This is a genomic window from uncultured Alteromonas sp., from assembly GCF_963976965.1.
Taxonomy (GTDB): domain Bacteria; phylum Pseudomonadota; class Gammaproteobacteria; order Enterobacterales; family Alteromonadaceae; genus Alteromonas; species Alteromonas naphthalenivorans.
Genome location: NZ_CAXBMP010000003.1, coordinates 57,762 through 81,205, shown reverse-complemented (window position 1 = coordinate 81,205; position 23,444 = coordinate 57,762). Strand labels below are relative to the sequence as shown.

The window sequence follows — 23,444 nt, the reverse complement described above, 5'->3', positions numbered from 1 at the left end:
GCGACTACAAACAGACAATAGAGAAGTAATAATGAAAGTAACCAAAGTAGAAATATTCGATATTGAGTGCCCTAAGCGCCCAGCGTGGAATCCTGTTTTTGTGCGAGTATACACGGATGAAGGCATTGTCGGTGTGGGTGAAGCGGGCTTAGCTTACGATTGGGGACATAGTGCGGCAGCGCACATGATAAAGGAAATTGCTGAAGCCATGCTTATTGGCTTCAACCCATTTCACACTGAGCTATTGTGGTCGCGTATGCTACGTGAAGGCTTTTGGGGCTTAGGTGGCGGACCTGTTATTTATGCAGCAATGAGTGCCATTGATACTGCACTTTGGGACATTAAAGGCAGAGCTCTAGGCTTGCCCGTTTACGAACTGCTGGGTGGAAAAACCAACGGTAAACTGCGCAGTTATGCTAGCCAATTGCAATTCGACTGGGATAAAGAAGTCACCAAGCTTAACGATCCTGCAGACTATGCACGCGCTACCGAAAAAGCATTAAAAGACGGCTACGATGCGGTAAAAGTAGACCCTATTGTTTACGATAAAGATGGCGTGACACATTTCGATCGCACTAAACTTTTCTCTAAGCCAGAATTAAAATTATTTAAAGCTCGCTTACAAGCTATACGCGACACCATGGGTGAAGACGGCGATATTATTTTTGAATGCCACAGCTTGTTAGGGGCATCTACCGCCATACAGCTTGGCGACATTGTTGAAGAAATTGGCTGCTTGTATTACGAAGAGCCCGTAAATTACTTAAATTCAAAACTACACGATAAAGTGGCTAAAAATGTAAACGTACCGATTGCTGGTGGTGAACGCTTGTATCATCGCTGGGACGTGCGCCCTTATTTAGAAGACCAATCTATTGATGTACTGCAGCCTGACGTAGGCTTGTGTGGCGGGTTTACTGAAGCGAAAAAAGTATGTGATTACGCCGACATCTATGACGTGCGCATTCAAGCCCATGTATGTGGCGGACCTGTAGCGACCGCAGCCAGTTTGCACTTAGAAACCGCAATACCTAACTTCTTAATTCACGAACATCACACTTACGCCATTAAAGACTGGAACCGTGAGCTTTGTTTACAAGACCCACAACCTGTAAATGGCTTTATTGAAGCGCCAGACACTCCTGGATTAGGTATCGACTTAAATGACGAGATTGTTTACCGCTCGCCTCATATGACTGTAACAGAACTTAAATAACGAAACGCTTAGATTGGGGCAATGATTTTTGCCCCGCCTGTTTTCAAGGATAAGAAGAAGTATGTCAGCCTCGGCTTCCCCATCGGCTTTGTTGTGCTCGCCGCCCGTCTCTATTGTTACGTATACGCCTATCGCGTTAACCCGTAAATTCAGTGCGCTTACGCCGTCTTTAACCAGCAAAGTTGAAGAAGTCATGCACAGCCAAGATTGGGTACTTAATCAAGAAAGTAAACTGGACATGGGCTATGTATCTACCGATTCTGACTTATTAAGCCCCATGTTTACCCCATTGGTAAAACTTGAAGTCGATCATGAAAGTCCAGCTTTTCAACATGCATTTTCAACCCTAGAAGAAATAGGCCTTAAGCTTCAAGGTTTAAATTTACGCTTATATCAAACAGGCATTGCTACCTTACAAGCTACATTGGCACCCTCATCTCAGGAACAACTCACTCTATGTTGGCAAAAGATTGAAAACAGAGATATTGAACAAAGCCTGTCTTTAATTTTACAAGCGGCAGGCGGTGTCATGATTAACTTGCTAAACACCACCTTCGATACGCTGAGTAAACGCTGTAAATTATTGACCTCTGAACTCACCGACAGTGACGCGGTATTGTGGACCGGACGTTGTTATATTACTCGCGTTCCAGAATCTGCCGAAGAAGCCACACAGGTGTTCTCAATTATTCATGAATGTCCGCCTAGCAACTACGAGAACAATGAGGCTTTCTTTCGTTCGGGAAATTGCCTATTTTTAAACAATGATATTGCACTGTCGTTGGATAACCGGCGGGTTCTGTTTTTGCTTCAGCATTACAATGCGATGTTGTATGCCTATCAACAATCGATGAGCAACGCCTACCATCAGCTGCAATCGCTTAAAGCACTGTCGTCGGGGCGGCGCAGAAAAGCCCTTGAAAAATTGATCCAGCGCATGGTTTCAATTAGAACCCTAGCGTATATTCGATTGGAGTTTTGTGATTCGCTTCGAGGCCTGCAAGGAAGTCGAAAGCCACTCGCGAACGCACTCATAGATGCATGGGAAATTAATGCCGTAGAAGAGAGTTTGCTTGATAGGGCAGCTTATATTAATAACGCCATATCAAGTTACGAAAACCAACTTAATCGTGCTATAAATAAATCGATTGAAGTGATACTCATGCTAATTGGGGGTATTTCTTTGGTAGATATTACCAACAACTTTGTCGCCGCATCACAATCTGTGAAGCATGATTCAACGTGGGGTATCTACGATATATTCTCGCTAATGTCATCTGAAAATACAGTTAACCTAGCCTTAATAGCGGTGCTGTTAATGGCCTTACTATTTGCGAAGAACAAATGAATAAGCGCACAAAATTTACCATTATATTGACACCAGGCACACACGCTTACGAACCAGTGAAAGAAGCGTTAAACGAATATTTATCGACCTATTATGGTGGATGCACGCACATTGATTGTGAAGGGTCTTGGCGTGAAGACGCGTGCGAATTCAAACCTCGTTACGACGCCAATTTAATTACCGAGAAGTCACTGTGTGTGTGGTGCGCGGTAATGCCAGATAAAGCAGAGCGCTTTGTGGATGAGCTTCGTGCCTTCCTCACTATATTGAAAAAGCAGCAAAGCGCAGAATTTAGCTTTATTCATATTGAAAGCCAGACAGTGGCCGCCCACCATCAACTTATCGACTAAAAAGCGGCTTAAGGGTGCCCGCTCTTGGGTGTAAGCCCTTGGCTGCAAGCTAGCGGCGTAGCACTATCGCTTGAAATAATGGCTGACATTAGTCGTTTATATATTTAGGCCATACCAACGGGCGGTATTGTTTGCCAACAGGCTGCATTTTTCTTCAAGGGTAAACTGCGCCAGCATTTTTTCATATTGCAGCCAAAGCGCTTGATAACTGTGGCGCCAGTTAGATAGTGGAAAATTACTTGCTAACATTACTCGCGACACGCCAAATATAGCTACCGTTTCCACGACAATACTTTGCGCACTGCGCCAATGCCAGTCTCTGCATTGCATTTCCCACCCTGAGAGTTTTACTGCCACCCGAGAACACTGAGCGAGTGCTTTCATATTAATTCGCCACTGCTTAAGGTAGGTAGCCGTAACGTCAGAGCCTAACAGCGCTGAACCTGCGTGATTAATAATGACTGAAAGTGCGGGCAATGCCTCTAATAACTTTAATAACGCTCTTACCGCCTTGCCGTCACCCACATCCAGTTGGGCATCGAATGAAAATCCATATTCGCTACTACGCTTAAGGGCATGTTTTGTTTTAGGGTGGGTTAATATAAAGCCAGCTTGTTCATCTAATATATGGCGAAGCCCCGCTACTGAAGAAAACCCTGCCAATGTTTGAATATCAGATAAGGTCCGCTCACTACACAAATCGATACTGGCAACGCTTTTAAACGGCAGTTGGGCTCGTTGTTCTAAATACCGGATCTCACGCCAAGGACGTTCATTGTCGAACCCTGCTTCAACATGCACGTAGCCTGCAAGAGTGTGACCGCTAGAAAGTGTTAAGCTTCTTTCATCACATGACGATGCAATGGCTTGCTTGTCGCGCCAATACGGCGGACTTTGCGGCTTAAGCCAGTGGTAATCACCCGCCTCAAGGGCAAAAAAATGTAGATGACCATCGACGATATTCACTTGGCGGTATAACCGCCGTCGACAGCGTGTAAGCTTCCGGTAATGAAGGTCGCTTTTTCACTGCAAAGAAAATACACCAGTTCAGACACATCTTCGGGCTGGCCAATACGACCAATTGGTTGCTCAGCGGCCTCTTGGGCTACAACTGCGGTTTTATCGGCCCCTGATGCTGCCACATATTTATCTATGGCGTGGTGAAATAAGGGCGTTTCAATCGTACCCGGGCATACCGCGTTAGCTCTAATATTAAAAGGGGCATAATCCAGTGCCGTGGTTTTAGCCATAGACGCTAAGGCAGACTTTGTTAAACCATAGGCAAAAGAGTTCTGCTTACCGACAAAACACTGATCGGATCCCATCACCACAATAGCCCCACTTTTTTGAACTTTCATGATAGGCAGTGACGCTTTAATTGCCCCATACGCGCCTTTAATGTTTAGGCTCATTATCTTATCGAGTAGTGCTTCATCGGTGTCTTCAATGGTTGCCGACACGTGCATACCTGCATTACACACCAACGCATCTATACGACCATATTTTACGGCAATATTATCGATAGCATGTCGCACTTGTTCCACGTTGCTAACATCACAAGCCACCCATTCAGCGTTAGTTGGTGTGTCGTCAAAATCTCTTACATCCAGGTTTATCACTCGGTAGTCATTTTCACTAAAGGTATTACAAACCGCTAACCCTATTCCTAAACTTCCGCCGGTAACGACACAAACTGATTGCCCGTGGTTCATGAGTACTCTACTTCTTAATGCATGGAATTAACTATAGTTATAGGATGCCAGCGAGCTATTGAAAAGCAAGCTTTGCCACAGATTATGATGCCCCTGTGGTTTAAATTTAAAGGCATTGAACAGTTGTTGTGCAAATACAGCCATATTATTTTTCATTAACTTTCCCTTAACGGGCTACTCTGTCTATGCTTTTTGTGTCTATAATGTGGCAAAATTAAAACACTTGTTTGAAAAGGGAGTCTTCTATGCCTCTGTACCACGCCCCTACTACCGATTTTCAGTTCTTACTTAAGGACTGGTTAGGCCTAGATGCCCACTATGAAAAATTGGGTATCAGCGATTTTGATAGCGAACTGGCCAACGAAATTATTGCGCAAGGCGCTAAATTCGCCATTGATGTTGTAGCACCATTAAACCGTGAAGGTGATGAAGAAGGCTGTAAGCTGGAAGACGGGAAAGTCACCACACCGAAAGGCTTCGCCGACGCTTATCAAGAGTACGTAGCAAATGGCTGGAACGCCATGTTGGGTACGGCAGAATATGATGGACAGGAACTTCCCTACACCATGGCGGTGCCTGTACATGAAATGCTAAATGCCGCAAACCTAAGCTGGCGTTTAACAACTATGCTGACAGAAAGTGCCACTTTGGCGGTCACTAAACATGCTAGCAAGGAATTGAAAGATAAGTATCTCGCTAAACTCATCAGCGGTGAGTGGACAGGTACAATGAACTTAACCGAACCTCATGCGGGTACCGACCTTAGCTTACTGAGCACTAAGGCTGAACCGCAAGGTGACGGAAGCTATAAAGTAACAGGTAATAAAATCTTTATTACTGCTGGCGATCAAGACTGGAGCAGCAATGTTATTCACTTGGTACTTGCACGCCTACCCGATGCGCCTAAGGGCGTAAAAGGCATTAGCTTGTTTTTAGTGCCTAAGCTAATGCTTGATGAAAATAACGAGCCAAGCACTGCAAACTCTTTATCTGTGGGCAGCATTGAACACAAGATGGGTATTAAAGCGAGCCCAACCTGTGTGATGAACTTTGACGACGCGACAGGCTGGTTAGTGGGTGAAGAAAACCAAGGCTTAGCCTGCATGTTCACCATGATGAATGACGCACGTTTCCAAGTCGGTTTACAAGGTTTAGGCGCTGCTGAAGCTTCTTACCAAGGTGCGCTAACATATGCCCGTGAGCGTGTTCAATCTCGTGCGCCTCAAGGTGTTCAAAATCCTGATGGCAAAGCCGATCCTATTGTATTTCAGCCTGATGTAGCCCGTATGCTACTTACGCAAAAATCACAAATTGAAGGTAGCCGCGCGCTGTCTTTGCTATACGCAAAGTTCATGGATATCGAAAAATTAGGCACTGACGAAGAAAAAGAAAATGCAGATAAAGTGCTGCAGTTTCTTACGCCAATCTGCAAAGCCTACATGACAGATATGGGCCTTGAAACTACCAGCATTGGGGTGCAAGTTTTTGGTGGCCATGGATTTATCCGTGAATGGGGCATGGAGCAATTGATGCGTGATGTTCGTATCGCCATGTTGTATGAAGGCACCAACGGTATTCAGGCATTAGATTTAATTGGCCGTAAATTAACCCGTGATGGCGGGCAAATGATGGAAGCCACTTACCAAGCGTTTGCTGAGCTAGTTGCTGATATTAGTGATGCTGAAAACAAAGGGCTGGCGCAAGGCTTACTTGACGATTGGCGCGCATCATCGGCTGACTGCCTAGGTATGGATAGCACCACAGCAGCGGCGGCGGCGGCAGATTACTTAGCCTATTCTGCCTACTCGCTAATTGGTGTGCTTTGGTACAGCATGGCAGATAAAGCGGCGAGTACAGATAATGCTGTGCTAGCTTCTTCTAAGCAGAAAACCCGTGATTTCTACATGCAACGTATATTGCCTCGTCGCAATGCGCACAAACAAGCGTATTCAGCAGGCTATGAAAGCACGTTAGCCGTATCCGGCAGTGAGTTTGATTACATTTAATCAAGCAGGTAAAGCTAAAAAACCGCCCAAGAAGAGTATACAGTAAAAACCATGTCTATTTGCATGTGAGTGAGTGACAACCCTTTACTGACGATGCTTATTGTTGATATTTAAAGCGTACATACTATGTATATTAGTGTGTACGCTTTTTTTATCCCTGAAGGCTTAGCAAGGCGATGGCATCACTGCGTGAAACCATCACCCTGCCAAAAGGGTACTTAAGGGAAATGATGGTAAAGTAAAATAATAAAGCCACTCCTGACGCTCGCACAGCTCACTACTCGCTAGGCGTTTATGATTTTTCTTGACCATCGAATTATTAAAAAAGCATGTTAAAGAGCTTCTTATACGGTTGTAATTCACTTAATTGGAACTTCTCTTTTCCATACAAAGCCGTTATCGTTCTTTGGCTTATTCTGCTCTTCATAATTGATAGAAAAAGAAAGGTAAATAATAGAGTTTCTAACAAGCTCAGCTAGTGTCATTAACTGAGTAGTAAAGTCTTTTTCAGTCATCATAAGAGTATGCTGCGAGCGTTTTGTTTTTTCATATAACTGACTATCTATATTGGTGATTTCCTCTTCTAACTCATTTTTCTGATCAACCAACTCTTGATACCTCTCTGTAGCCTTGTATTGTTTAATCAATGGAATTAATGCCTTGCATTCGTTTCTGTATTGTTCTTTTTCTTCTTTTAAGTGTTGAATCTGCATTTGCTCGACACTGGTTGCTGACACGAGGTCAGCGTAAAGCTCATCAATTATCTTAAATGAACGATGTTCAATGAAGTTTCTAATCTCACAGATTTTAGTGAGTTCAGGGTTGAGCCAATCCGAAACAGATTCTTGATCGTTTATGTCTCGTAAGTCTTTCAATATGTAAAACAGAGCGTGTAAAAACTGGTTCTTACTTTCTGCGAGTTTCGGGTGTGGTTGCCATTGCTTATTTGAACCAAGTTTTTTGAACAAGCTTTCAAAGCTAATTTTCCTATCTTTTTCGAGCGCATTTAAGTCGTAAAAGTGATTGATGAAATAAGCGATTTTGTCGAATAGAGAATATAGAATCTTGAACGCTGATTTTAAGTTTTGAGCTTTGATATTATCGATACAATAAGTCATATCATCGATCTTTTGGAACGTACTATTGAAAAAACTTTGTTCATCATTATCAGTATCCAACGCTGTAAAGATCAAATGCCTTGCGTAGCAAAAATCGTTCTTTATCTCATCAAAGTTAGCGTGATAAACCAATTCCTCACTATGTGACAAAGTAAGGTTGAGCTTCGATGATATCGGGGGTAAGGATAAAGAATCGGGGTGCCTAGCATACCTCAATTCACTTACCTCCAATTCATCAATGAACAATTGATTATCACTGCACCATGCTAAATAGTCGATCTCTTTCTCGTTCAGTTCGCGCTTATCATAAGGTTCATAGAACCGTTCAAATTCACTCTCATCAAAATTTTTTTCAAACCAACTTTTAAAAGTTTCTGTCCATTCATTACTAAAAATCAAACAACTATCGTTAAATTTAATTGGATCATTAGGTAGCTTTAGGCGACTTTTTAAGCTTTGGTATGCTAAATAATAGTGATAATGTGCTTTTGGTATGTCGTGTTGTGAATAGTGAGCAATATATCGCTCACTTTGATACATAGCAGTATGAGCAATGGGCTGATTATTCAATAGAATGCCACGTTGCCAAAATTTTTTGGCGCACATAAAGCGACCTTGTTGTGAAAGATAATTACCTAAATTTGTCGATATTTGAGACTCAAGAGTAATTTGATAAATATCATCAATGTTGCGCTTTTTGAGCAAACTAAGCGCTTTTTTGAAATGAATAATGACTTTGTTTAGTTCAGGACTGAACCACTCTTTTTGCTGTGGCACATTGAGCAAAGAGTAAGCATTGCCAAGCATATAGTTAAACTCGGCTTCTCTAAAATCGTCTTCAAATACTGGCGTGAACATATCAAACGTTGATATGAAATTTTGCATTCCCTCAACATCGTTATCGTCTGTCAGTTCATCCACACGCAAGTTGAAAAGGTCGAGTGCAGAATCATCGATGAGCACATTCTCAGTAAGTTCCATAATAACCTCTTATTAATATCGATCACGTATTATATATTTATTCGCTTATTAAATTGGAACATATAGAAAGTTAACAATGGGCATAATAAGCTTGAAATACCTAGCGCAAAAGCTCTCTCAGATAGCTATTCCGCTTATGAGATTGACTAGGTGCCTCGGTGATCTGCTTCATATCATCGCGACTACCAACGATATGGATTTCACTTTCAGCTCTCGTGATTGCCGTATAGAGCCATGCTCTATCTACTATTCTTCCGTCTTGCAGAGCGATGATGATGCGTGGAAACTGTGACCCTTGAGCCTTGTGCAAAGTGATCGCATAACCCAACTCCATGCAATCTAGAACGGATTGCGTCACCTCGACCTTATCACCCGTATCAAGTGTGACCTCTCCGTAACTATCACCAGAAGGTTTGACGCTGGTTAGTGTGCCAAGTGAGCCGTTCTGAATGCCTTTGTCGTAATGATTCTGCGTAAATAACACCGCATCATTAAGGCGGAGTGGCAGAAAGAACTTGTCACCATTAATTTCAAATTCAAGACTATCACTGTTTAGGTTGACCGCTTGCTGGGTGAGCTTATTGATTTCTGATACAAGTGCTTTGGTGGGAGCCATGACGCGACTGTTTTCAGGACACTGTTGGTAAAGCTCATAACAGACTTTGGCAATGTCTGTTTTACTAGTTTCGTGAAAGTGTATTGCTCCCGTACTTAATCGATCAGGCATCACACCTTGATTGATGAGCTTTGAGTATTCGGGGATACCCGTTGACCCTTCCTGTCTCTTGACGATATCTAGCATCGTATTAGCCACCGTTTTTGCTTCAACGATGTCTGCCAACACCTTGCCGCAGCCGATTGGTGGAAGTTGGTCGGGGTCGCCAGTGAATATCAATCGTACAGAGGGGTGAATGTGATTCACAAGACGATACATGGTTGGCAAGTCAATCATGCTTGCCTCATCAATCACCAGTAGGTGATTTGTTTTCTCGACACTGGGTTCTATGGGGTCTTCACGGAGCAATTTGGCAATGGTTGAGGTAACAAAACCGATGGATTCATGCAGTCTCATTGCAGCACGGCCACTGAGCGCAACGGCGTGTATTTCAAATCCAAGTTGATGGTATGCCCTGAGAGCCGTTCTGAGTACCGTTGTCTTGCCTGTTCCTGCGCCGCCCGTAATACAGCTTACCGAATTATCCAGACACGTTGTGACGGCTTCGATTTGTTTAGGCGTTAATTCGTAGGGAAGCTCCGCAACCGCAGAGCAATACGCAGCATTGGCGTTTTCATCAAACAAGTCATTTCGCTTAATCAGTGTATTTAACCGTTTGGCAACGACACTTTCCATCAGAAGTTGCGCCGTTGGGTGGTAAGCTCCTGTATCGGGATTTAAAATGTACTGGGCTTTATCATGACCTGATTGAAACGCCTGAGTGACCAGTGTTTTGTCTTTCAATAGTTTGTTGAGGTAAGGGCGCACATTGGCATGAGTGGTATAGGTGTGACCTTTTTCAATCTCCTTGCGGATCGCCATTTCCAGAGCCGCGCTGAGCCTTCTTGGGTCATCCTGCGCAACATCGCTCTTAAAATCCGTTCCCTTGATAATGTCTTCAATGACACTGAACGAAAGACCAAAGCCCATCAAAGCATAAGGATTATCCTTAATTACCTCTATGGAGGCTTCACCGTGATGCTTGAGCAGCCGTTGCTGCACACTGGCGGGGATGCTGTGCTCGCTCATCCAGTTGCAATGTGCCAGATTTTTATATTTGGCGTACCCCTTAAAGAGCGCTTTCACTGAATCTTCACTCAAAATCGATGTCAGACGCTTTCTGGACTCCGGGGTGTCATTTCTCAGTGTGGCATGAAAGTCTTTACCCAAGAGCCTCCAGAGCGCCCTAGCTTTGCTTTCGCCAATACCCTTGAAGTCACTTTCTCTGACGATAAAGCGTATCAGTTGCTCACCTGTTTCGGGTAAAGTGCATTCAATATGCTTGGGTGATTCATACGTGTGCTGCTGCATCACATAATCACCCATCTCCATATTTTCTATCTGGCGAGCGCCTTTGACTGACCAATGCTGACCCAGCGTTGGAAGCACAGGGATGCTATCGGGGTCGGCTTTGATGGTGACGTAATACTTCCCACTATTGGTTTTGTAAGAGTCTTTCGCCAGCGGTACACCGCTGAATATCACCATCTTGGTCGAGCGGTAAGGGATACTGGTTACACGCATTTGGTCTTCATGCGAAGCGGTTTTCATCGTGGCATCAACCCCATTTCGGATAAGGTTTCAGATAGCTCACCAAAGCGCTCAAGTCGCTTTTCAAGCTCCCTGACCTTAGCTTTCAATTCAATGTTCTCAGCTTCTAATGACGACACCCGTTTTGAATCGAGAAGCTTTCGATTTGCTGTGTTGTCGTAGGCTTGAGGTTTGCCTTCATTCTTCTTGGCAGCGTCAGTCAACGGTGGCAGGACACCTTTACTACGCAGTTCATCTTCTAAGGCTTTGAGTGCTTTCTTGAGGGCAGGGTTTTGGTTTAAAGCCGATTTTCCACAACCAATACCCTTTGCCACCTCGATACGATTAAGCTGGCCTCTGAACACGATTTGTTTAAGTTCATCGTCCGTCTGTGTGGCTTTCCAGACTTCAAATGCCTCAAGGTTTTGTTGCGCTTTCTGCTGCCCACTTGCCATTAGTTATCTACCTCACCCAATAGCTTGCGAAGCCCTGTGACAAAGCCTCTAGGGAAGACTTCGCTATTGTATTCCATGTCTTTTACCTGACCCGCCTGAGTAGTTTGCCAGTCGTTTTTTTCCATACATTCATCAGAAATGGCATACGCTAAGGCTTTTTTCTCTGATTCGGTGAGTACGCCTGATAGGGATGGCAGCACTTCCACGCTTGGCTCTGCGGTGGTGTCAAACTGGCGCACTGGGCGTTTGTCGATGGTAATATTGGCGTGTTGCTTGAGTAAATTCACCTCTTTGCGGTAGCGGTTACGCTCGGCAATGATTTGACCAAACAAGGCGCGTACCGCAGGGTCTGGGATACGCTCTAACAGCTTATTATCCGCAGGAATGGATTTAGACCGTGAGGTGTTGGATAGCGGTTTTTTGGTATTGGTATTGTACTTTGCCGCCCATGCTTCGATGAGTGTTCGGTAGTGCTTGTTACGGGTAGCACGCAAAGCCTCATACGCTAATCCACCATTTTCGGCAGACACGCGCCCAATTTGCGTGATGGAGAAATCACGCTGCCCTGATTCCGCATAGGCTTTCAGCGTGTCGTTTAGCTTATCGAGATTTTGCTGAGTGCGAGGCACTTTGCCTTCTTTTAAGTCAGCCAGAATGACATCAATATCCAATTCCATTAGTCCTCCAATAAGTTCGGTAGTGCGATACCATTTAGATTAATGGCTTTGTCAGTCAATGCACTGACACCCTCCGCGAACAGCTTGTTGTCAGTCAGGTATTCACCCGCTTCGATGTAGCTCGCCACCTTGCGGTAGCCTTCAAGTTTGTCGTCAGGGTCGGCGATTTTTGCCATTTGGCGCAGCATGGCATTGGCGGCGATGAGCTGTTGTTTGTCGTCCATTTCCATGAAAATCGGCTCGAAGCCTTTTTTCATCAGTACACGACTGAGCTTGCGTGAACGCTTTTCTATGGCAGGGGTTTTTCGAAGTTCGTCCTGCAAATCAGGGTAGAACTCCGCATCATCACAAATAAGAGATAGGTGTAACAATTCAGAGTCGGTTTCGATAAACTTCAAGGCATGGCTGACATCTTGCTCAGAGCCAACCGCAATCAGCTTATCTTTGGTGTCATCTTCATTTCTGGTTTCTTCGACACGAATGATTTTATTGATAAGCCCAAAACACGCTATCCAGTCTTTGGCGTATTCATCGGCTTCGACTTGTTGTTTTTCATAGCGGCGCTGTAGGGCTTGCAGTTCATCGTGCTTGATAAATGGTTTGCCTTGCTCTTCACAGAAGAACCGGTCGTCTTTTAGGGCTTCCAGTTCCCCTTCAATTTCCACAGAGAGATTAGCCGCTTGATTCGCCTTGTAACTCAGTTGGTTGAAGTGGGCATTGAGTGGCTTAAGATAATAAGCTTCGGTAATAAACCAGCGGCAACGAATACAGTTTTCGGGGCCGTGGGGTACGCTGCCGTAAGTACGATTGGTAGCGGCTTTTGCATCTCTAATCAACTCACCACCGTTCCAGCAACCACCAAGGGTACTGACTTCATCCGATTTCACGGTGTTGCCACCGACCAAACACAAGCCACACGAGCGTTCTTCCCAACCGATTGGATTCCGGTTAATCAGTGCCGCCTGAATGCTATCATCACTGTGATACACCATCTTGCACTGAATTTGCTCCATCGAGGCATCTTTGAGGAAGTTGCGCACCGATTGTTTGGATTTGGCATCCAACTCACCATGTGCCTCATCCATCTTCTCTGCCATCACTGACGGGGTGATTTTGTTGTAGTAGATGGTCATCAACAGGCGCGTATGCCCTGCCAATAGCTTAGAAATCACAGGCAATGGCAATTGTGTATCCATTGTGTAAGCCGTGATGAGTGAGACTCGCAAACTGTGTAAAGGAAAGAGTGTAGAAACTTTGTTTAATATTGGTGTTCCTTCTGTGTAGTCCACAACCAGTTTTAATCGTTCCCCATTATCGAGACTATCACCTTGCACTAAAAGCTGGCTTTCTAATGCGAGAAGAAGATGATACCAAAAGGGTGCGATATTGCGGGAAATGACAGGCTTGCTCTTGTCCTCTCCTTTCGCTGATGCATCACGAAACAAAAAGGCAACCTCCCCCATGCTTTCTAACTGCTTGGGTGATTTTTTGTGTTTAGTGTGTTTTGTGCCTAGTGTGCTGCAATCAGTGGGTTTATCAATAGGGTTATATTTCTCCTGCCAGTTCCTTAGTTTTTCTAGCCAATACAGCACTTCTTTGTTTTCCCACGGGATAAGGTAACCACGCTCAAGCTCATCTTTGTTTTGATCTGCGGTCTTATTGGTATTGATATACAGCCCTGTCGAATGCTGGCCTGTCATAGTGTCGTGAATGCGACGGAAAATACCTTTCCCAAATGGGCGTTTTTCATTACCAAGCGCAAAGTCATGCTTATCATTGAGTATCCATTGCCCTTGTTCATAACGCCACGTATCGGCCTCTCCGCTATCTAGCATACAGACTTGATAAGTTCTTAATGGTAAGTGCAATTTCATGAAAATAACCATTGCCCTGACAGGTGACCACATTTGGTAAACATTACACTTTTTACCTTTTCGAGTAACTTCATTCACTCGCCATATGCAATCAGGATCGGACTCATCAATTATTTCTGATTCCACTTCAAACCAGTCACAATTCGCGTTGAATTGTTCGGTACACTGATACGCCCATGACCAATGTTTAAAGTGGCGATAATGATAAGGTGGAAGGAAGGAGGAATCCTGCTTAAGGTTTTTCTTAATAACCATTAATTCAGATTTATCTGGCATTGGGCATAGGATTTGCCTCAAATTTTGGATATACCGATAAGGTAAGGGGGTTCTGACAGTCTCCACTCTGGAACTTTGTATTTTGATTCTGCTCAGTGGGTTTTGGACTATAGGTGTAGGATTTCCGTTGTCATCTTCCTCTGAAAAGTAATTATCAATAACAAAGTCAATGAAGTTACAAACGTGATTGACATACTTTTGCACTTTATCAGGAGAGTTAACATCATTCCGGGTTCTGGCTTCAAGGTCTTCGCTAGAACAAACATGTCCATCACAGCCCTTAAAAAACAATGATAAATCATATGCGTAGGGTGCCTGCTCTTGTAGGTAAAGATCAAAAAATCGAGAAAGAGCAGTTAGTTTTGTATCGATTCCAGAAGTCTGAACCCCCATCCAATCTGAAGCAAACTCTTGCCATTGTTGCCATTCAGCTCCTAACGTCGTTAACATCCAATTAAAAGATAAATCTTTTGAACGTCCATCTTGTTTTCTTCCTTTTACTGCCATTACTTACCTCTCAATTTTGGACGTTTTCCCGTGAAGTAACCCTGTGGGTCGATGTCATCAAAGCCATGCTCAACCAGTGCTTTCCAGTCGAGTGCTTTGACTTTGGATTCAGGGTTTGCCAGTTGCAGTGTCGCTTGGGTCAGTTCATCAGAGATTTCCTGCTGACCTTTGCCTGTGTAGGGGATTTGTGAATCTAGGGACTTATGGTGCATACAGCGGCGAATCACCAAGGGGTTAACTCCTGAGCGCTCTATTCGTCTACCATAATTATGACGATGCCCGTGAGGGTCTTTACCTTCAGCTTTGCTTGGTTCTAAACCTATGCGCTTCAAGCCATTGGCGTAGTTGTCATGGAAAGCGTTGATGGTGTAAGGGTTGCCAAAGGCACTGTGATGAAAAGAAATAAACGCATAAGGGTGGTGACAGTCGATGCTGGCGCGGTACTTCTGGTAGGTCTTCCAAAGTGACATAAACACTTTGCCGTAGTCGGTTGGGAACCACTGAACCTGTATGTAGTTATCTTTATGGTCAACCACACGGTTTTTCCAACCAAGATGTGCTGTGCCTTTCATGCGCTGGCGAGGGATACGCGCATACTTTTCTTTTAAGTACGTTTCTCTATTCTGATTTTTAGAACGAACTTCAGGGTCACTAGGCGCTTTACCGTCAATTTCGTTATAAATTCGAACGATAGCACTATCAGGGTTATAGGGATCTTCAAATACGTCTGTCACCCAAAGCGTTAAAGCTTCACTTTCGCGTAACCCGCCACCGTGCATGAGAAGGAGTATTAACTTATCCCTGAGTGCCACTCGTGGGTCGCTTGCGCCACCGATGCCATTTATATAAAAATCTTCCCAATACTTTTCAGGAAAGGCGATGGCGTCATCTTCGGTTTTGGTGAGTGGTGTGCGCCCCTTAATAGTTCGCGCCTTACGGATGGTTTTATTGACGGTCTTATCTTCAATATGACCAAGGAAATCGTTTTGGTTTTTGCGATACCATGCTGCGTAATTCAATCGCTGCTCATGCGGGGTAGCATCACGCAAGGGATTCATGGACGCAGTGCCGTGCTTGTTTGCCAACCAATCTGTGAATGCCGTCAATCGATGAATATGCTTATTCACGTTACTGGTTGAACTTGGCACCCAATACAAACCTGATGGGTCAAGTCCATCCTCACCAATCGTTCCTGTATACAACCGCTTAGAAAAGGTCTGAAAGAGCAACTTCGGATCGTCAAACAATCCTCTATTGGCTTCCATGTAATCCAGCAACAAGGACACAGCTTGAAGAAATCCATTCATGACGGAGTTACTCACACCGTCCAGCTCTAGCTTGAGTAGATAGTCCGTGACCGTACTTAACTCTCCTTGCTCAGTTAGCAAGATAGGCAGTTGGCTTTTGATGCCCGTATTGTCCTCTACAATCGTTGCTCTAACTTTTACTGATGACAAACTATGCTTTCCTTATACACTTATACACTTATACACCTTGTACACACCATTGACTATATACCTATAGCGTTAGTTGTGCAATAAAAAGGCAGGTTTCTCTGCCTTAATACACAATATACACCCTTTAAATTACTATATATAATGTTTAGGCGGTTTTTTTATTCATATTGGTATAGCAAATAACAGCTGGTCGCTAAACGTAACTACTTATTAGCAACAAGGCTTTCTGCAAACGTATCGTTAAACCAATCTTCAATCATGTTCTTTTCGTAAACCAGATTATCGCTGGGTAACCTACGATTAACGGTATTCATGAACATCATATCTTTGATCTTAACCTCTTCGCTTTTAAGCACTGTGCTGTCACCGCCTGTAAGTACATATGAGAATGACATTCTAGGAATATCTATTTCTTTAATGATCCTGACATCCGTAGCAGACTGCCCCATACCAACAAAAGATGCTGGCCACACCTGACCGGCTAAATCTAAGTCAGTGACGGTAATTGACAGTTTTTGATCGTCAGGAAGCTTTTCTGCCAGTTCAGTAAAAAACTCATCGAGCTCTTTAAAAGTGCGTTCTCTAAAGCGAGTTCGAGATTCATTCGAAGGCTTAACATCTCGGTAAGACTTTGGTTCTTCCCAGGTTACTTCAACCTGTGCCGCTTGCAGTACACCAGACATACCCACACTGGCGAGCAAGAGCGCAGATACACTCGTTAACTTAGCTATTTTCATGTAACCCCCTACCTCGTTTCTAAAAACCCGGTATTAGTCAGCGACAAAAAACTGAGTAAGCGGGTAACGGCGCTTAGTGAAGCATGACTTCAACTTATAGCAATGTTACTACTTTTATCACAACTATATGCTCAATAATAGCACAGGTAGCTGAACGTAAAGTGAATGGCTTTATCTATATACACGGTAACAGAGTGGAAGGATTAGAAGGCACAACGGAAGAAACAATACCTTTAACGCCAATTATTTATCGGGTTCCAGTAATTATTTATCGGGCTCCAGTAGCTATTTATCGGGCTCCAGTAGCTTAGATTGCTCTATCATTGCGCACAATTGCTGGCGCTTGCCGCGGCTAAAATTAGGGTTTATATCGGTGGTTTCGCAATATGCGATATGAAAGCGCATGACCGTTGAACGACTTGCCAGAATTCTTCGAAGGTAGTTTGCTTCGAATTCTTTTAAAGGCGCAAGCTGCGCCGCCGCCTGATCTCTTAACGCATCCAGCTCTCTTTGTTCAGGTAACTCAGAAATAGAAACAAACCAACCTGAGACGGTACTTTGTATATCTGAAAAAAAGTATTGAACAAAAGGCGAACGTAGCACAATCACCAATAATACAATTTCGGCACAGATTACAAAGAAACGAAGCATTTAAAATTATTCCACTACTATACTTAATTCAAACAACGCAGCTATCGTTAGTTATTTTCAACAAACATTTTCGTCAAAAAAATCAAAAGGATAATTACTTGTATAATTTTCATTCGGTATTAAAAACTATTATCGTCATAGTAGTCAACTAGCATTAAGTAAAGATAGATTGATAAAATATAATTTCTGAACTTTCAGTATTGACTGAAAGATAAATAAAGATGATCATTAGCTCTATCATTGATCTATGTTAAACACGCTGAATTTTCACCTGTTATAATGCGCCGCGCAATACAAGAAGTTGGCTAAGGTTTTGAAAAAATGAACGAACAAATTCCGGTTAAAAACGTTACTCCAGTAAAGGTGCACAAACCCGCATCAACCACTGAAGGGAAGCGATACGACTCGCGTAGTCGTATTTATGTTCGTGCGGTTAAAGGCCCTCTTGAAACATTCAGACGTTTTTTCGGTTTGTTTTTTCTCGCCATCTTCGCCGCTATTCCTTGGATAAGATTTAATGGCCAGCAGGCAGTGCTACTCGATATTGTAGAGCAGCGCTTTTCTATCTTTGGGTTAACGTTATGGCCGCAAGATTTAACCTTGCTTGCCTACATTTTTATTGTAGGCGCATTCGCGCTGTTCTTCGTGACGACCTTTGCAGGCAGGGTCTGGTGCGGCTTCATGTGCCCTCAAACTACCTGGGTATATATCTACACTTGGTTTGAAGAGAAGATAGAAGGCCCTAGAAATAAACGCATTAAGCTAGACGCGCGAAACATGGATGCGGATAAATTTATTCGCAAAACCCTCAAACATACGGCTTGGGTGGCGGTTGCTTTACTTACCGCACTCACCTTTGTGGGATATTTCACCCCAATCGGCGCGCTCTTTATTGATTTTTTCACCTTTAATACAGGTTTCTGGGCCGCGTTTTCAGTGATCTTTTTTGCAGTGTGCACATATGCCAATGCGGGTTACATGCGAGAAATCATGTGTACCCATATTTGCCCTTATGCCCGTTTTCAATCGGCCATGTTCGACAAAGACACCTTTACCGTCTCTTACGATGCCAAACGAGGCGAACAGCGAGGCCCTCGCCCTCGTAAACTAAGCCATGAACAGGTACATGAAAAAGGCTTGGGCGACTGTATTGACTGTAACCTCTGTGTGCAGGTTTGCCCCACCGGCATCGATATTCGAAACGGTTTGCAGTATGAATGCATTAACTGCGGTGCGTGCGTAGATGCCTGTAACGGCGTAATGGATAAAATGGGTTACCCCAAAGGGCTTATAAGCTTTACGTCGGAAGAAGAGCTTGCGGGGGGTAAAACACATATCGTACGGCCTAAGCTGATTGGCTACCTTATCGTGCTTATTGTCATGACAGGGTTATTGGTTGCTGACATTGTGACCCGAGTACCCCTTGAAATTGATATTATTCGCGACCGTAACTCGTTATACCGTGAAACGAATGAAGGGTTAATTGAGAACGTTTATACCGTTAAAGTATTGAACAAATCTCAGCAAACTCATACCTATACCATTTCGGTACAAGGACTGCCTGAATACACCTTTATTGGCAATAAAGAAGTGACAGTGCAAGGTGGTGAGGTTTATAGCACACCGATTTCGGTTGCAACTGACCCGTATAATCTGGAAGATGTGGTAACAGACATTCAATTCACCGTTACCACTACCACCGATTCAGGTGAAAACGTTACGGTTAATGAGCCAACCAAATTCCTTTATCGATGAAAGACTTTTCGTTTTCTGGATTAGATCCAGACACTATATTAGATGCCCTGGAGACTCAGGGCATTTTTCTTCAAAGCGGCTTACTTGCTCTCAATAGTTATGAGAACCGGGTTTACCAGTTTCAAGCCGATGACAACAAACGTTATGTGGTTAAGTTTTATCGGCCTGCCCGTTGGACAGACGCGCAAATTTTGGAAGAACACAGCTTTGCCCAAGAACTTGCTGAAAGCGAAATTCCGATTGTTGCGCCTTTAGCGCTAAACGGAAAAACCCTTCACCACCATGGCGATTATCGCTTTACCGTTTTCCCTTCGGTAGGTGGGCGCCAGTTTGAGAACGATAATTTAGACCAGCTGGAATGGATGGGCCGCTTTATTGGCCGTATTCACCGCGTGTCTCAAGCGAAAACCTTTAAACAACGCCCTGATATCGATACGCAAAGCTATTTAGATGAACCTAGACAGGTTTTAGAAAATAGTACCTTGTTGCCCAATCATCTTAAAACAGCATTTTTTGCTATTTTGAACCCCGTGATAACCGCAGCCTCTTCGGCTTATAAAGCCACCGACGTCATTCGATTGCACGGCGACTGCCACCCCGGAAATATTCTATGGCGTGATGGCCCTACCTTTGTTGATTTAGATGACTGTCGGATGGGCCCTGCTATCCAAGATTTATGGATGATGTTAAGTGGCGACAGACAGCAACAACTATTGCAACTTGATACGTTGATTGAAGCCTATGAAGAATTTCAGCCATTTAATACTAATCAGCTTGTGTTAATAGAACCCCTTCGCGCCATGCGAATGGTGCACTATATGGCATGGCTGTCTCGCCGCTGGGAAGATCCAGCCTTCCCTCGCGCCTTTCCATGGTTTGCCGACGATAAATACTGGGAAGGTCAAATTCTTGCGTTAAAGGAACAGCTTTCAGCCATGCAGGAACCGCCTCTAAAACTCGGGTATTAGCTGGCAAAACCTGAACACACTCGCTATTTATTAGGCACTTAAGCTATACTCCTTCGCGCTTAGGTGCCCATCTATGGGTTAAACGGGAAATCAGTGAAATCTGATGCTGCCCCCGCAACGGTAAACTCAGTGTGAACACACACATTCTCCTTAATACGCCACTGTGTCATCGATATTTATGTCGCGACATGGGAAGGCAGAGAAACCATACACAGTATTGGTGAGTGAGCCCGGATACCGGCCTAGCTTCACGGCAGTTATTCTGCTTACATTCACCCTTGTACTCGGGCGGAGTACATAGCGAGAAATACAATGAAATTTCAAACACACTTTACCTGCACTGCAGTTTACGCTGCCGTGGCTACACTGCTGTCAGCACCTGTTTTAGCGCAAACTCCTGATACCATAGAAACACTCACCGTTACTGGCACCCGTTTGCCTGTACAAATAGCTAAGCTGCCTGCATCGGTAAGCGTATTAACCGAGCAAGATATTCAAGCCTCAGGCGCTGTACAACTTACCGATTTAATTCGCGGTTTACCTGGCGTAAGCCTTTCCCAATCAGGTAGCCCAGGCGGCCTTACCGAACTTCGTGTTCGAGGCAGCGAAAGTAATCACTTGCTTGTGCTTATTGATGGCGTAGTGTCTAACGATATTGGCCAAGGAAGCTTGATAGACTTGGCCCACTTAACCTCGGCGAACGTGGTACGTATAGAACTACTACGTGGCCCGCAAAGTGCCTTATGGGGCAGTGGCGCAATTGGTGGCGTATTAAGTATCACCACCAAAGCAGGTGAAGGAGCCAGTGCAAAACCTAGCATTAATTTAAGTGCGGGAATAGGCACACAAGGTACTTACCAAGGCAGCATTAATGCCGCCACGCAAAATGGCGATGTGGCTGTGCGCACCTACGCCAATTACCTAAAAACAGATGGCGATAACATTTCCCGCGTGGGTAATGAAGATGACGGTTATGACAACATGACCGCAGGCATCAACGTTGATTACGCATTGGCTGATGCACACACATTAAGTGCGAAATTTCGCAGCACCCAATACGAAAATGATTACGATGGTACCGACTATGTCACCACCGGATTACCTGCTGATGCCGACAATGTGACTGATGGTAGCCAACTTAGTACTAAACTAGCTTGGCGCTACGCGCCAGATGCATCTGCCTATGCGTCTACTGTGTCTTTCGATTACCGAAAAGACGACAATGACAACACCACATCAGGTGTCGATGCAGGTGGCACCACGGGGGAGCGCTTAGCCCTAAATTGGACAAGTTTTTACAACTTTGATAACTGGCAAGTAGCGGGTGGTGCTGAATACTTACAACGTTTGTTTGAACAACGTGGCCCTGTTGTATTTGGCGATCCAAATCAAAAGCAGCACGACAATACGACCAGCTTATTTGGTGAAGCCACTGGTGACCTCGTTGATAATGTTTTTGCGACCTTAAGCGCAAGGTTCGACAACAACAGTGAATTTGATGACGCCGTTAGTTATCGCGCGGGCCTAACGTGGCAAGTATCAAAAACCTATGCACTATTTTCAAGCTACGGTAAGGCGATTAAAACCCCAACCTTTACTGAACGATTTGGCTATTTCCCAGATAGCTTTATTGGTAACCCTGACTTAACGCCCGAAGAGAGCGAAGAGTGGGAAGTGGGCGTAAAAGCAGATTGGAATTCGGTTACCGCACAGATGAGTGCTTATAGTGCCCAACTTGAAGACGAAATTAATGGCTTCGTTTATGACGCCACCCAAGGCGTGTACACCGCTGCCAATGTAGATGGTGAAAGTAGCCGTGACGGCGTAGACGTTGAAGTAACTTGGCTTAGCGATTTAGCGAAAGTGTCGGCATCTTATAGCTATTTAGACGCTGATCAAACCAGTTTTGGCATTGCCAGCACAGAGCTTCGCCGTGCACGTCATCAAGGCGCATTATCGGTATTGTCTGATTTAGGTACCGAGAAATTTAGCCTTTATGCAAAACTGGCCTATACGGGCACCCATTACGATACTTACTTCCCTCCCTACCCTGCTAATGCAGAAACCTTAGGGTTGTCAGCTTATACCCTAGCGTCAGTTAACCTTGGCTACCAAGTTTCTGAAAAGTGGGCGTTATCATTAAAAGTGAATAACCTTTTTGATACTGACTACGAGGATATCGTGGGCTATGCAGGACAAGAACGACGTGCATTGCTATCGGTGAGCTACAATCACCAGTAACACCTATTCCGTCACTTTTTAAACTAAAATAGTGACACTTTATTCGCTTCTTCTTTACGAAGAAGCGAAACTTCCCCCTCAGATATCATCCATTCGTTGCATTTTTCCGCTCGCTTGTCGCGTAAACTAGTGCCCAATAAAAGCCTGTGGTAACCTCAGCATTGATAGATAGATTTGAAATCAAAGGATTCAATTACATGAAGAAGTTTGCAGTGTTGTTTGTAATGGCAATGCTTTTGCCATTAACCGCATGTGCCCAAGAAGGTACAGCTAAATGGAAAGAAGGTACCCATTACACGGTATTAGATGAAGAAGCGACTAAAAAGCCAGTTATCACAGAATACTTCTCGTTCTGGTGCCCACATTGCTTCCAATTTGAGCCAATCGTAAAACAAATTAAAGAGAAGAAAGGCGAGAACACTAAGTTTGAAAAAGTGCATGTTAACTTTATGCGCTTTACCGGCCCTGACGTTCAAGATGCCGCCACCCATGCCATGTTAATTGCCCGTGCAATGAAACAAGAAGATGCAATGAACACAGCTATCTTCAACTACATTCATAAGCAACGCGCAACCATTACCAACCTTAAAGATTTGCGTAACATCTTTGTGGTAAACGGTGTTGATGGCGCTGAGTTTGATAAGTTAGCCACCAGCTTTGGTGTAAACAATATGATTCGTAAGAACCAGCAGCTTATCGATAAGAACCGAGACTACCTTACAGGCGTACCAAGCTTTGTTATTAATGGTAAATATCAGCCTAAGTTTACTGCTGAAATGACCTTTGATGATATTGCTGATTTGATTGTTTGGTTATCTGAGCAAAAGTAATTTTTAAAATTATTGAAATAGGCTGCAACATGCCTATTTC

Annotated in this window: 18 protein-coding genes and 1 riboswitch; of the genes, 8 read left to right on the top strand and 10 right to left on the bottom strand. The window is 44.0% G+C overall.

Going from position 1 to position 23,444, the window contains the following annotated elements; translation table 11 throughout:
* The first annotated feature begins 31 nt into the window (after window positions 1-31).
* The 3 genes from AAC006_RS03475 (at window position 32) to AAC006_RS03465 (ending at window position 2,914) form a co-directional block, all read left to right on the top strand.
* Window positions 32-1,216 (top strand): mandelate racemase/muconate lactonizing enzyme family protein, encoded by a 1,185-nt coding sequence (locus AAC006_RS03475; protein WP_057793892.1) that lies wholly within the window; start codon window positions 32-34, stop codon window positions 1,214-1,216.
* Window positions 1,217-1,277: 61 nt separating this feature from the next.
* Window positions 1,278-2,564 (top strand): hypothetical protein, encoded by a 1,287-nt coding sequence (locus AAC006_RS03470; protein WP_126872452.1) that lies wholly within the window; start codon window positions 1,278-1,280, stop codon window positions 2,562-2,564.
* The gene (locus tag AAC006_RS03465) at window positions 2,561-2,914 is read left to right on the top strand and encodes a hypothetical protein (RefSeq protein WP_126872451.1); all 354 of its coding nucleotides are present in this window, start codon (window positions 2,561-2,563) and stop codon (window positions 2,912-2,914) included. Before AAC006_RS03470 ends, AAC006_RS03465 begins: the two co-directional genes overlap by 4 nt.
* A 96-nt stretch (window positions 2,915-3,010) precedes the next feature.
* On the opposite strand, the gene AAC006_RS03460 is transcribed toward AAC006_RS03465, so the two are convergent.
* The gene (locus tag AAC006_RS03460; RefSeq protein ID WP_126872450.1) at window positions 3,011-3,880 is read right to left on the bottom strand and encodes an amidohydrolase family protein; all 870 of its coding nucleotides are present in this window, start codon (window positions 3,878-3,880) and stop codon (window positions 3,011-3,013) included.
* Window positions 3,877-4,626 carry an SDR family oxidoreductase gene (locus AAC006_RS03455; RefSeq protein WP_126872449.1) on the bottom strand — a complete coding sequence of 250 codons (750 nt, stop codon included), beginning with the start codon at window positions 4,624-4,626 and terminating at the stop codon, window positions 3,877-3,879. Before AAC006_RS03455 ends, AAC006_RS03460 begins: the two co-directional genes overlap by 4 nt.
* A gap of 245 nt (window positions 4,627-4,871) precedes the next feature.
* On the opposite strand from AAC006_RS03455, the gene AAC006_RS03450 reads away from it, so the two are divergent.
* Window positions 4,872-6,632, top strand: a complete 1,761-nt coding sequence (locus AAC006_RS03450) for an acyl-CoA dehydrogenase family protein (protein ID WP_126872448.1) — start codon at window positions 4,872-4,874, stop codon at window positions 6,630-6,632.
* Window positions 6,633-6,991: 359 nt separating this feature from the next.
* Here AAC006_RS03450 and AAC006_RS03445 read toward each other — a convergent pair whose 3' ends face one another.
* The 8 genes from AAC006_RS03445 to AAC006_RS03410 all read right to left on the bottom strand — a co-directional run bounded on the left by AAC006_RS03445 (window position 6,992) and on the right by AAC006_RS03410 (window position 17,610).
* A complete protein-coding gene (locus tag AAC006_RS03445; RefSeq protein ID WP_339890679.1) occupies window positions 6,992-8,731 on the bottom strand; it encodes an LA2681 family HEPN domain-containing protein in 1,740 nt (579 codons plus the stop codon).
* A gap of 100 nt (window positions 8,732-8,831) precedes the next feature.
* On the bottom strand, window positions 8,832-10,997 hold the full coding sequence (locus tag AAC006_RS03440) for an AAA family ATPase (protein WP_339890678.1): 2,166 nt from the start codon (window positions 10,995-10,997) through the stop codon (window positions 8,832-8,834).
* Window positions 10,994-11,431, bottom strand: a complete 438-nt coding sequence (locus AAC006_RS03435; RefSeq protein ID WP_339890676.1) for a VPA1267 family protein — start codon at window positions 11,429-11,431, stop codon at window positions 10,994-10,996. The genes AAC006_RS03440 and AAC006_RS03435 overlap by 4 nt, the downstream gene beginning before the upstream one ends.
* Window positions 11,431-12,108 carry a gamma-mobile-trio protein GmtX gene (gmtX, locus tag AAC006_RS03430; protein ID WP_339890675.1) on the bottom strand — a complete coding sequence of 226 codons (678 nt, stop codon included), beginning with the start codon at window positions 12,106-12,108 and terminating at the stop codon, window positions 11,431-11,433. Before gmtX ends, AAC006_RS03435 begins: the two co-directional genes overlap by 1 nt.
* On the bottom strand, window positions 12,108-14,765 hold the full coding sequence (locus AAC006_RS03425; protein ID WP_339890674.1) for an integrase family protein: 2,658 nt from the start codon (window positions 14,763-14,765) through the stop codon (window positions 12,108-12,110). The genes gmtX and AAC006_RS03425 overlap by 1 nt, the downstream gene beginning before the upstream one ends.
* Window positions 14,765-16,222, bottom strand: a complete 1,458-nt coding sequence (gene gmtY, locus AAC006_RS03420) for a gamma-mobile-trio recombinase GmtY (RefSeq protein WP_339890673.1) — start codon at window positions 16,220-16,222, stop codon at window positions 14,765-14,767. The genes AAC006_RS03425 and gmtY overlap by 1 nt, the downstream gene beginning before the upstream one ends.
* A gap of 203 nt (window positions 16,223-16,425) precedes the next feature.
* A complete protein-coding gene (locus AAC006_RS03415) occupies window positions 16,426-16,959 on the bottom strand; it encodes a DUF3016 domain-containing protein (RefSeq protein WP_126872447.1) in 534 nt (177 codons plus the stop codon).
* 285 nt (window positions 16,960-17,244) lie between these two features.
* A complete protein-coding gene (locus AAC006_RS03410) occupies window positions 17,245-17,610 on the bottom strand; it encodes a hypothetical protein (protein ID WP_126872446.1) in 366 nt (121 codons plus the stop codon).
* A 321-nt stretch (window positions 17,611-17,931) separates the two neighbouring features.
* On the opposite strand from AAC006_RS03410, the gene ccoG reads away from it, so the two are divergent.
* The 4 genes from ccoG (at window position 17,932) to AAC006_RS03390 (ending at window position 23,404) form a co-directional block, all read left to right on the top strand.
* Complete coding sequence (ccoG, locus tag AAC006_RS03405; RefSeq protein ID WP_126872445.1) at window positions 17,932-19,365, top strand: cytochrome c oxidase accessory protein CcoG; 1,434 nt, start codon at window positions 17,932-17,934, stop codon at window positions 19,363-19,365.
* Window positions 19,362-20,333 carry a serine/threonine protein kinase gene (locus AAC006_RS03400; RefSeq protein ID WP_126872444.1) on the top strand — a complete coding sequence of 324 codons (972 nt, stop codon included), beginning with the start codon at window positions 19,362-19,364 and terminating at the stop codon, window positions 20,331-20,333. The genes ccoG and AAC006_RS03400 overlap by 4 nt, the downstream gene beginning before the upstream one ends.
* Window positions 20,334-20,377: 44 nt before the next feature.
* A riboswitch (cobalamin riboswitch) is annotated at window positions 20,378-20,594 on the top strand.
* A gap of 51 nt (window positions 20,595-20,645) precedes the next feature.
* On the top strand, window positions 20,646-22,574 hold the full coding sequence (locus tag AAC006_RS03395) for a TonB-dependent receptor (RefSeq protein ID WP_126872443.1): 1,929 nt from the start codon (window positions 20,646-20,648) through the stop codon (window positions 22,572-22,574).
* A gap of 197 nt (window positions 22,575-22,771) precedes the next feature.
* Window positions 22,772-23,404, top strand: coding sequence for a thiol:disulfide interchange protein DsbA/DsbL (locus AAC006_RS03390; protein WP_126872442.1), 633 nt, complete (start codon window positions 22,772-22,774; stop codon window positions 23,402-23,404).
* The last annotated feature ends 40 nt before the right edge of the window (window positions 23,405-23,444 follow it).

Coding starts and splice junctions, on each gene's coding strand:
- AAC006_RS03475 (WP_057793892.1), top strand. CDS start 32: ATGAAAGTAACCAAAGTAGAAATATTCGATATTGAGTGCCCTAAGCGC.
- AAC006_RS03470 (WP_126872452.1), top strand. CDS start 1,278: ATGTCAGCCTCGGCTTCCCCATCGGCTTTGTTGTGCTCGCCGCCCGTC.
- AAC006_RS03465 (WP_126872451.1), top strand. CDS start 2,561: ATGAATAAGCGCACAAAATTTACCATTATATTGACACCAGGCACACAC.
- AAC006_RS03455 (WP_126872449.1), bottom strand. CDS start 4,626: ATGAACCACGGGCAATCAGTTTGTGTCGTTACCGGCGGAAGTTTAGGA.
- AAC006_RS03450 (WP_126872448.1), top strand. CDS start 4,872: ATGCCTCTGTACCACGCCCCTACTACCGATTTTCAGTTCTTACTTAAG.
- AAC006_RS03445 (WP_339890679.1), bottom strand. CDS start 8,731: ATGGAACTTACTGAGAATGTGCTCATCGATGATTCTGCACTCGACCTT.
- AAC006_RS03440 (WP_339890678.1), bottom strand. CDS start 10,997: ATGAAAACCGCTTCGCATGAAGACCAAATGCGTGTAACCAGTATCCCT.
- AAC006_RS03435 (WP_339890676.1), bottom strand. CDS start 11,431: ATGGCAAGTGGGCAGCAGAAAGCGCAACAAAACCTTGAGGCATTTGAA.
- gmtX (WP_339890675.1), bottom strand. CDS start 12,108: ATGGAATTGGATATTGATGTCATTCTGGCTGACTTAAAAGAAGGCAAA.
- AAC006_RS03425 (WP_339890674.1), bottom strand. CDS start 14,765: ATGGCAGTAAAAGGAAGAAAACAAGATGGACGTTCAAAAGATTTATCT.
- AAC006_RS03415 (WP_126872447.1), bottom strand. CDS start 16,959: ATGAAAATAGCTAAGTTAACGAGTGTATCTGCGCTCTTGCTCGCCAGT.
- AAC006_RS03410 (WP_126872446.1), bottom strand. CDS start 17,610: ATGCTTCGTTTCTTTGTAATCTGTGCCGAAATTGTATTATTGGTGATT.
- ccoG (WP_126872445.1), top strand. CDS start 17,932: ATGAACGAACAAATTCCGGTTAAAAACGTTACTCCAGTAAAGGTGCAC.
- AAC006_RS03400 (WP_126872444.1), top strand. CDS start 19,362: ATGAAAGACTTTTCGTTTTCTGGATTAGATCCAGACACTATATTAGAT.
- AAC006_RS03395 (WP_126872443.1), top strand. CDS start 20,646: ATGAAATTTCAAACACACTTTACCTGCACTGCAGTTTACGCTGCCGTG.
- AAC006_RS03390 (WP_126872442.1), top strand. CDS start 22,772: ATGAAGAAGTTTGCAGTGTTGTTTGTAATGGCAATGCTTTTGCCATTA.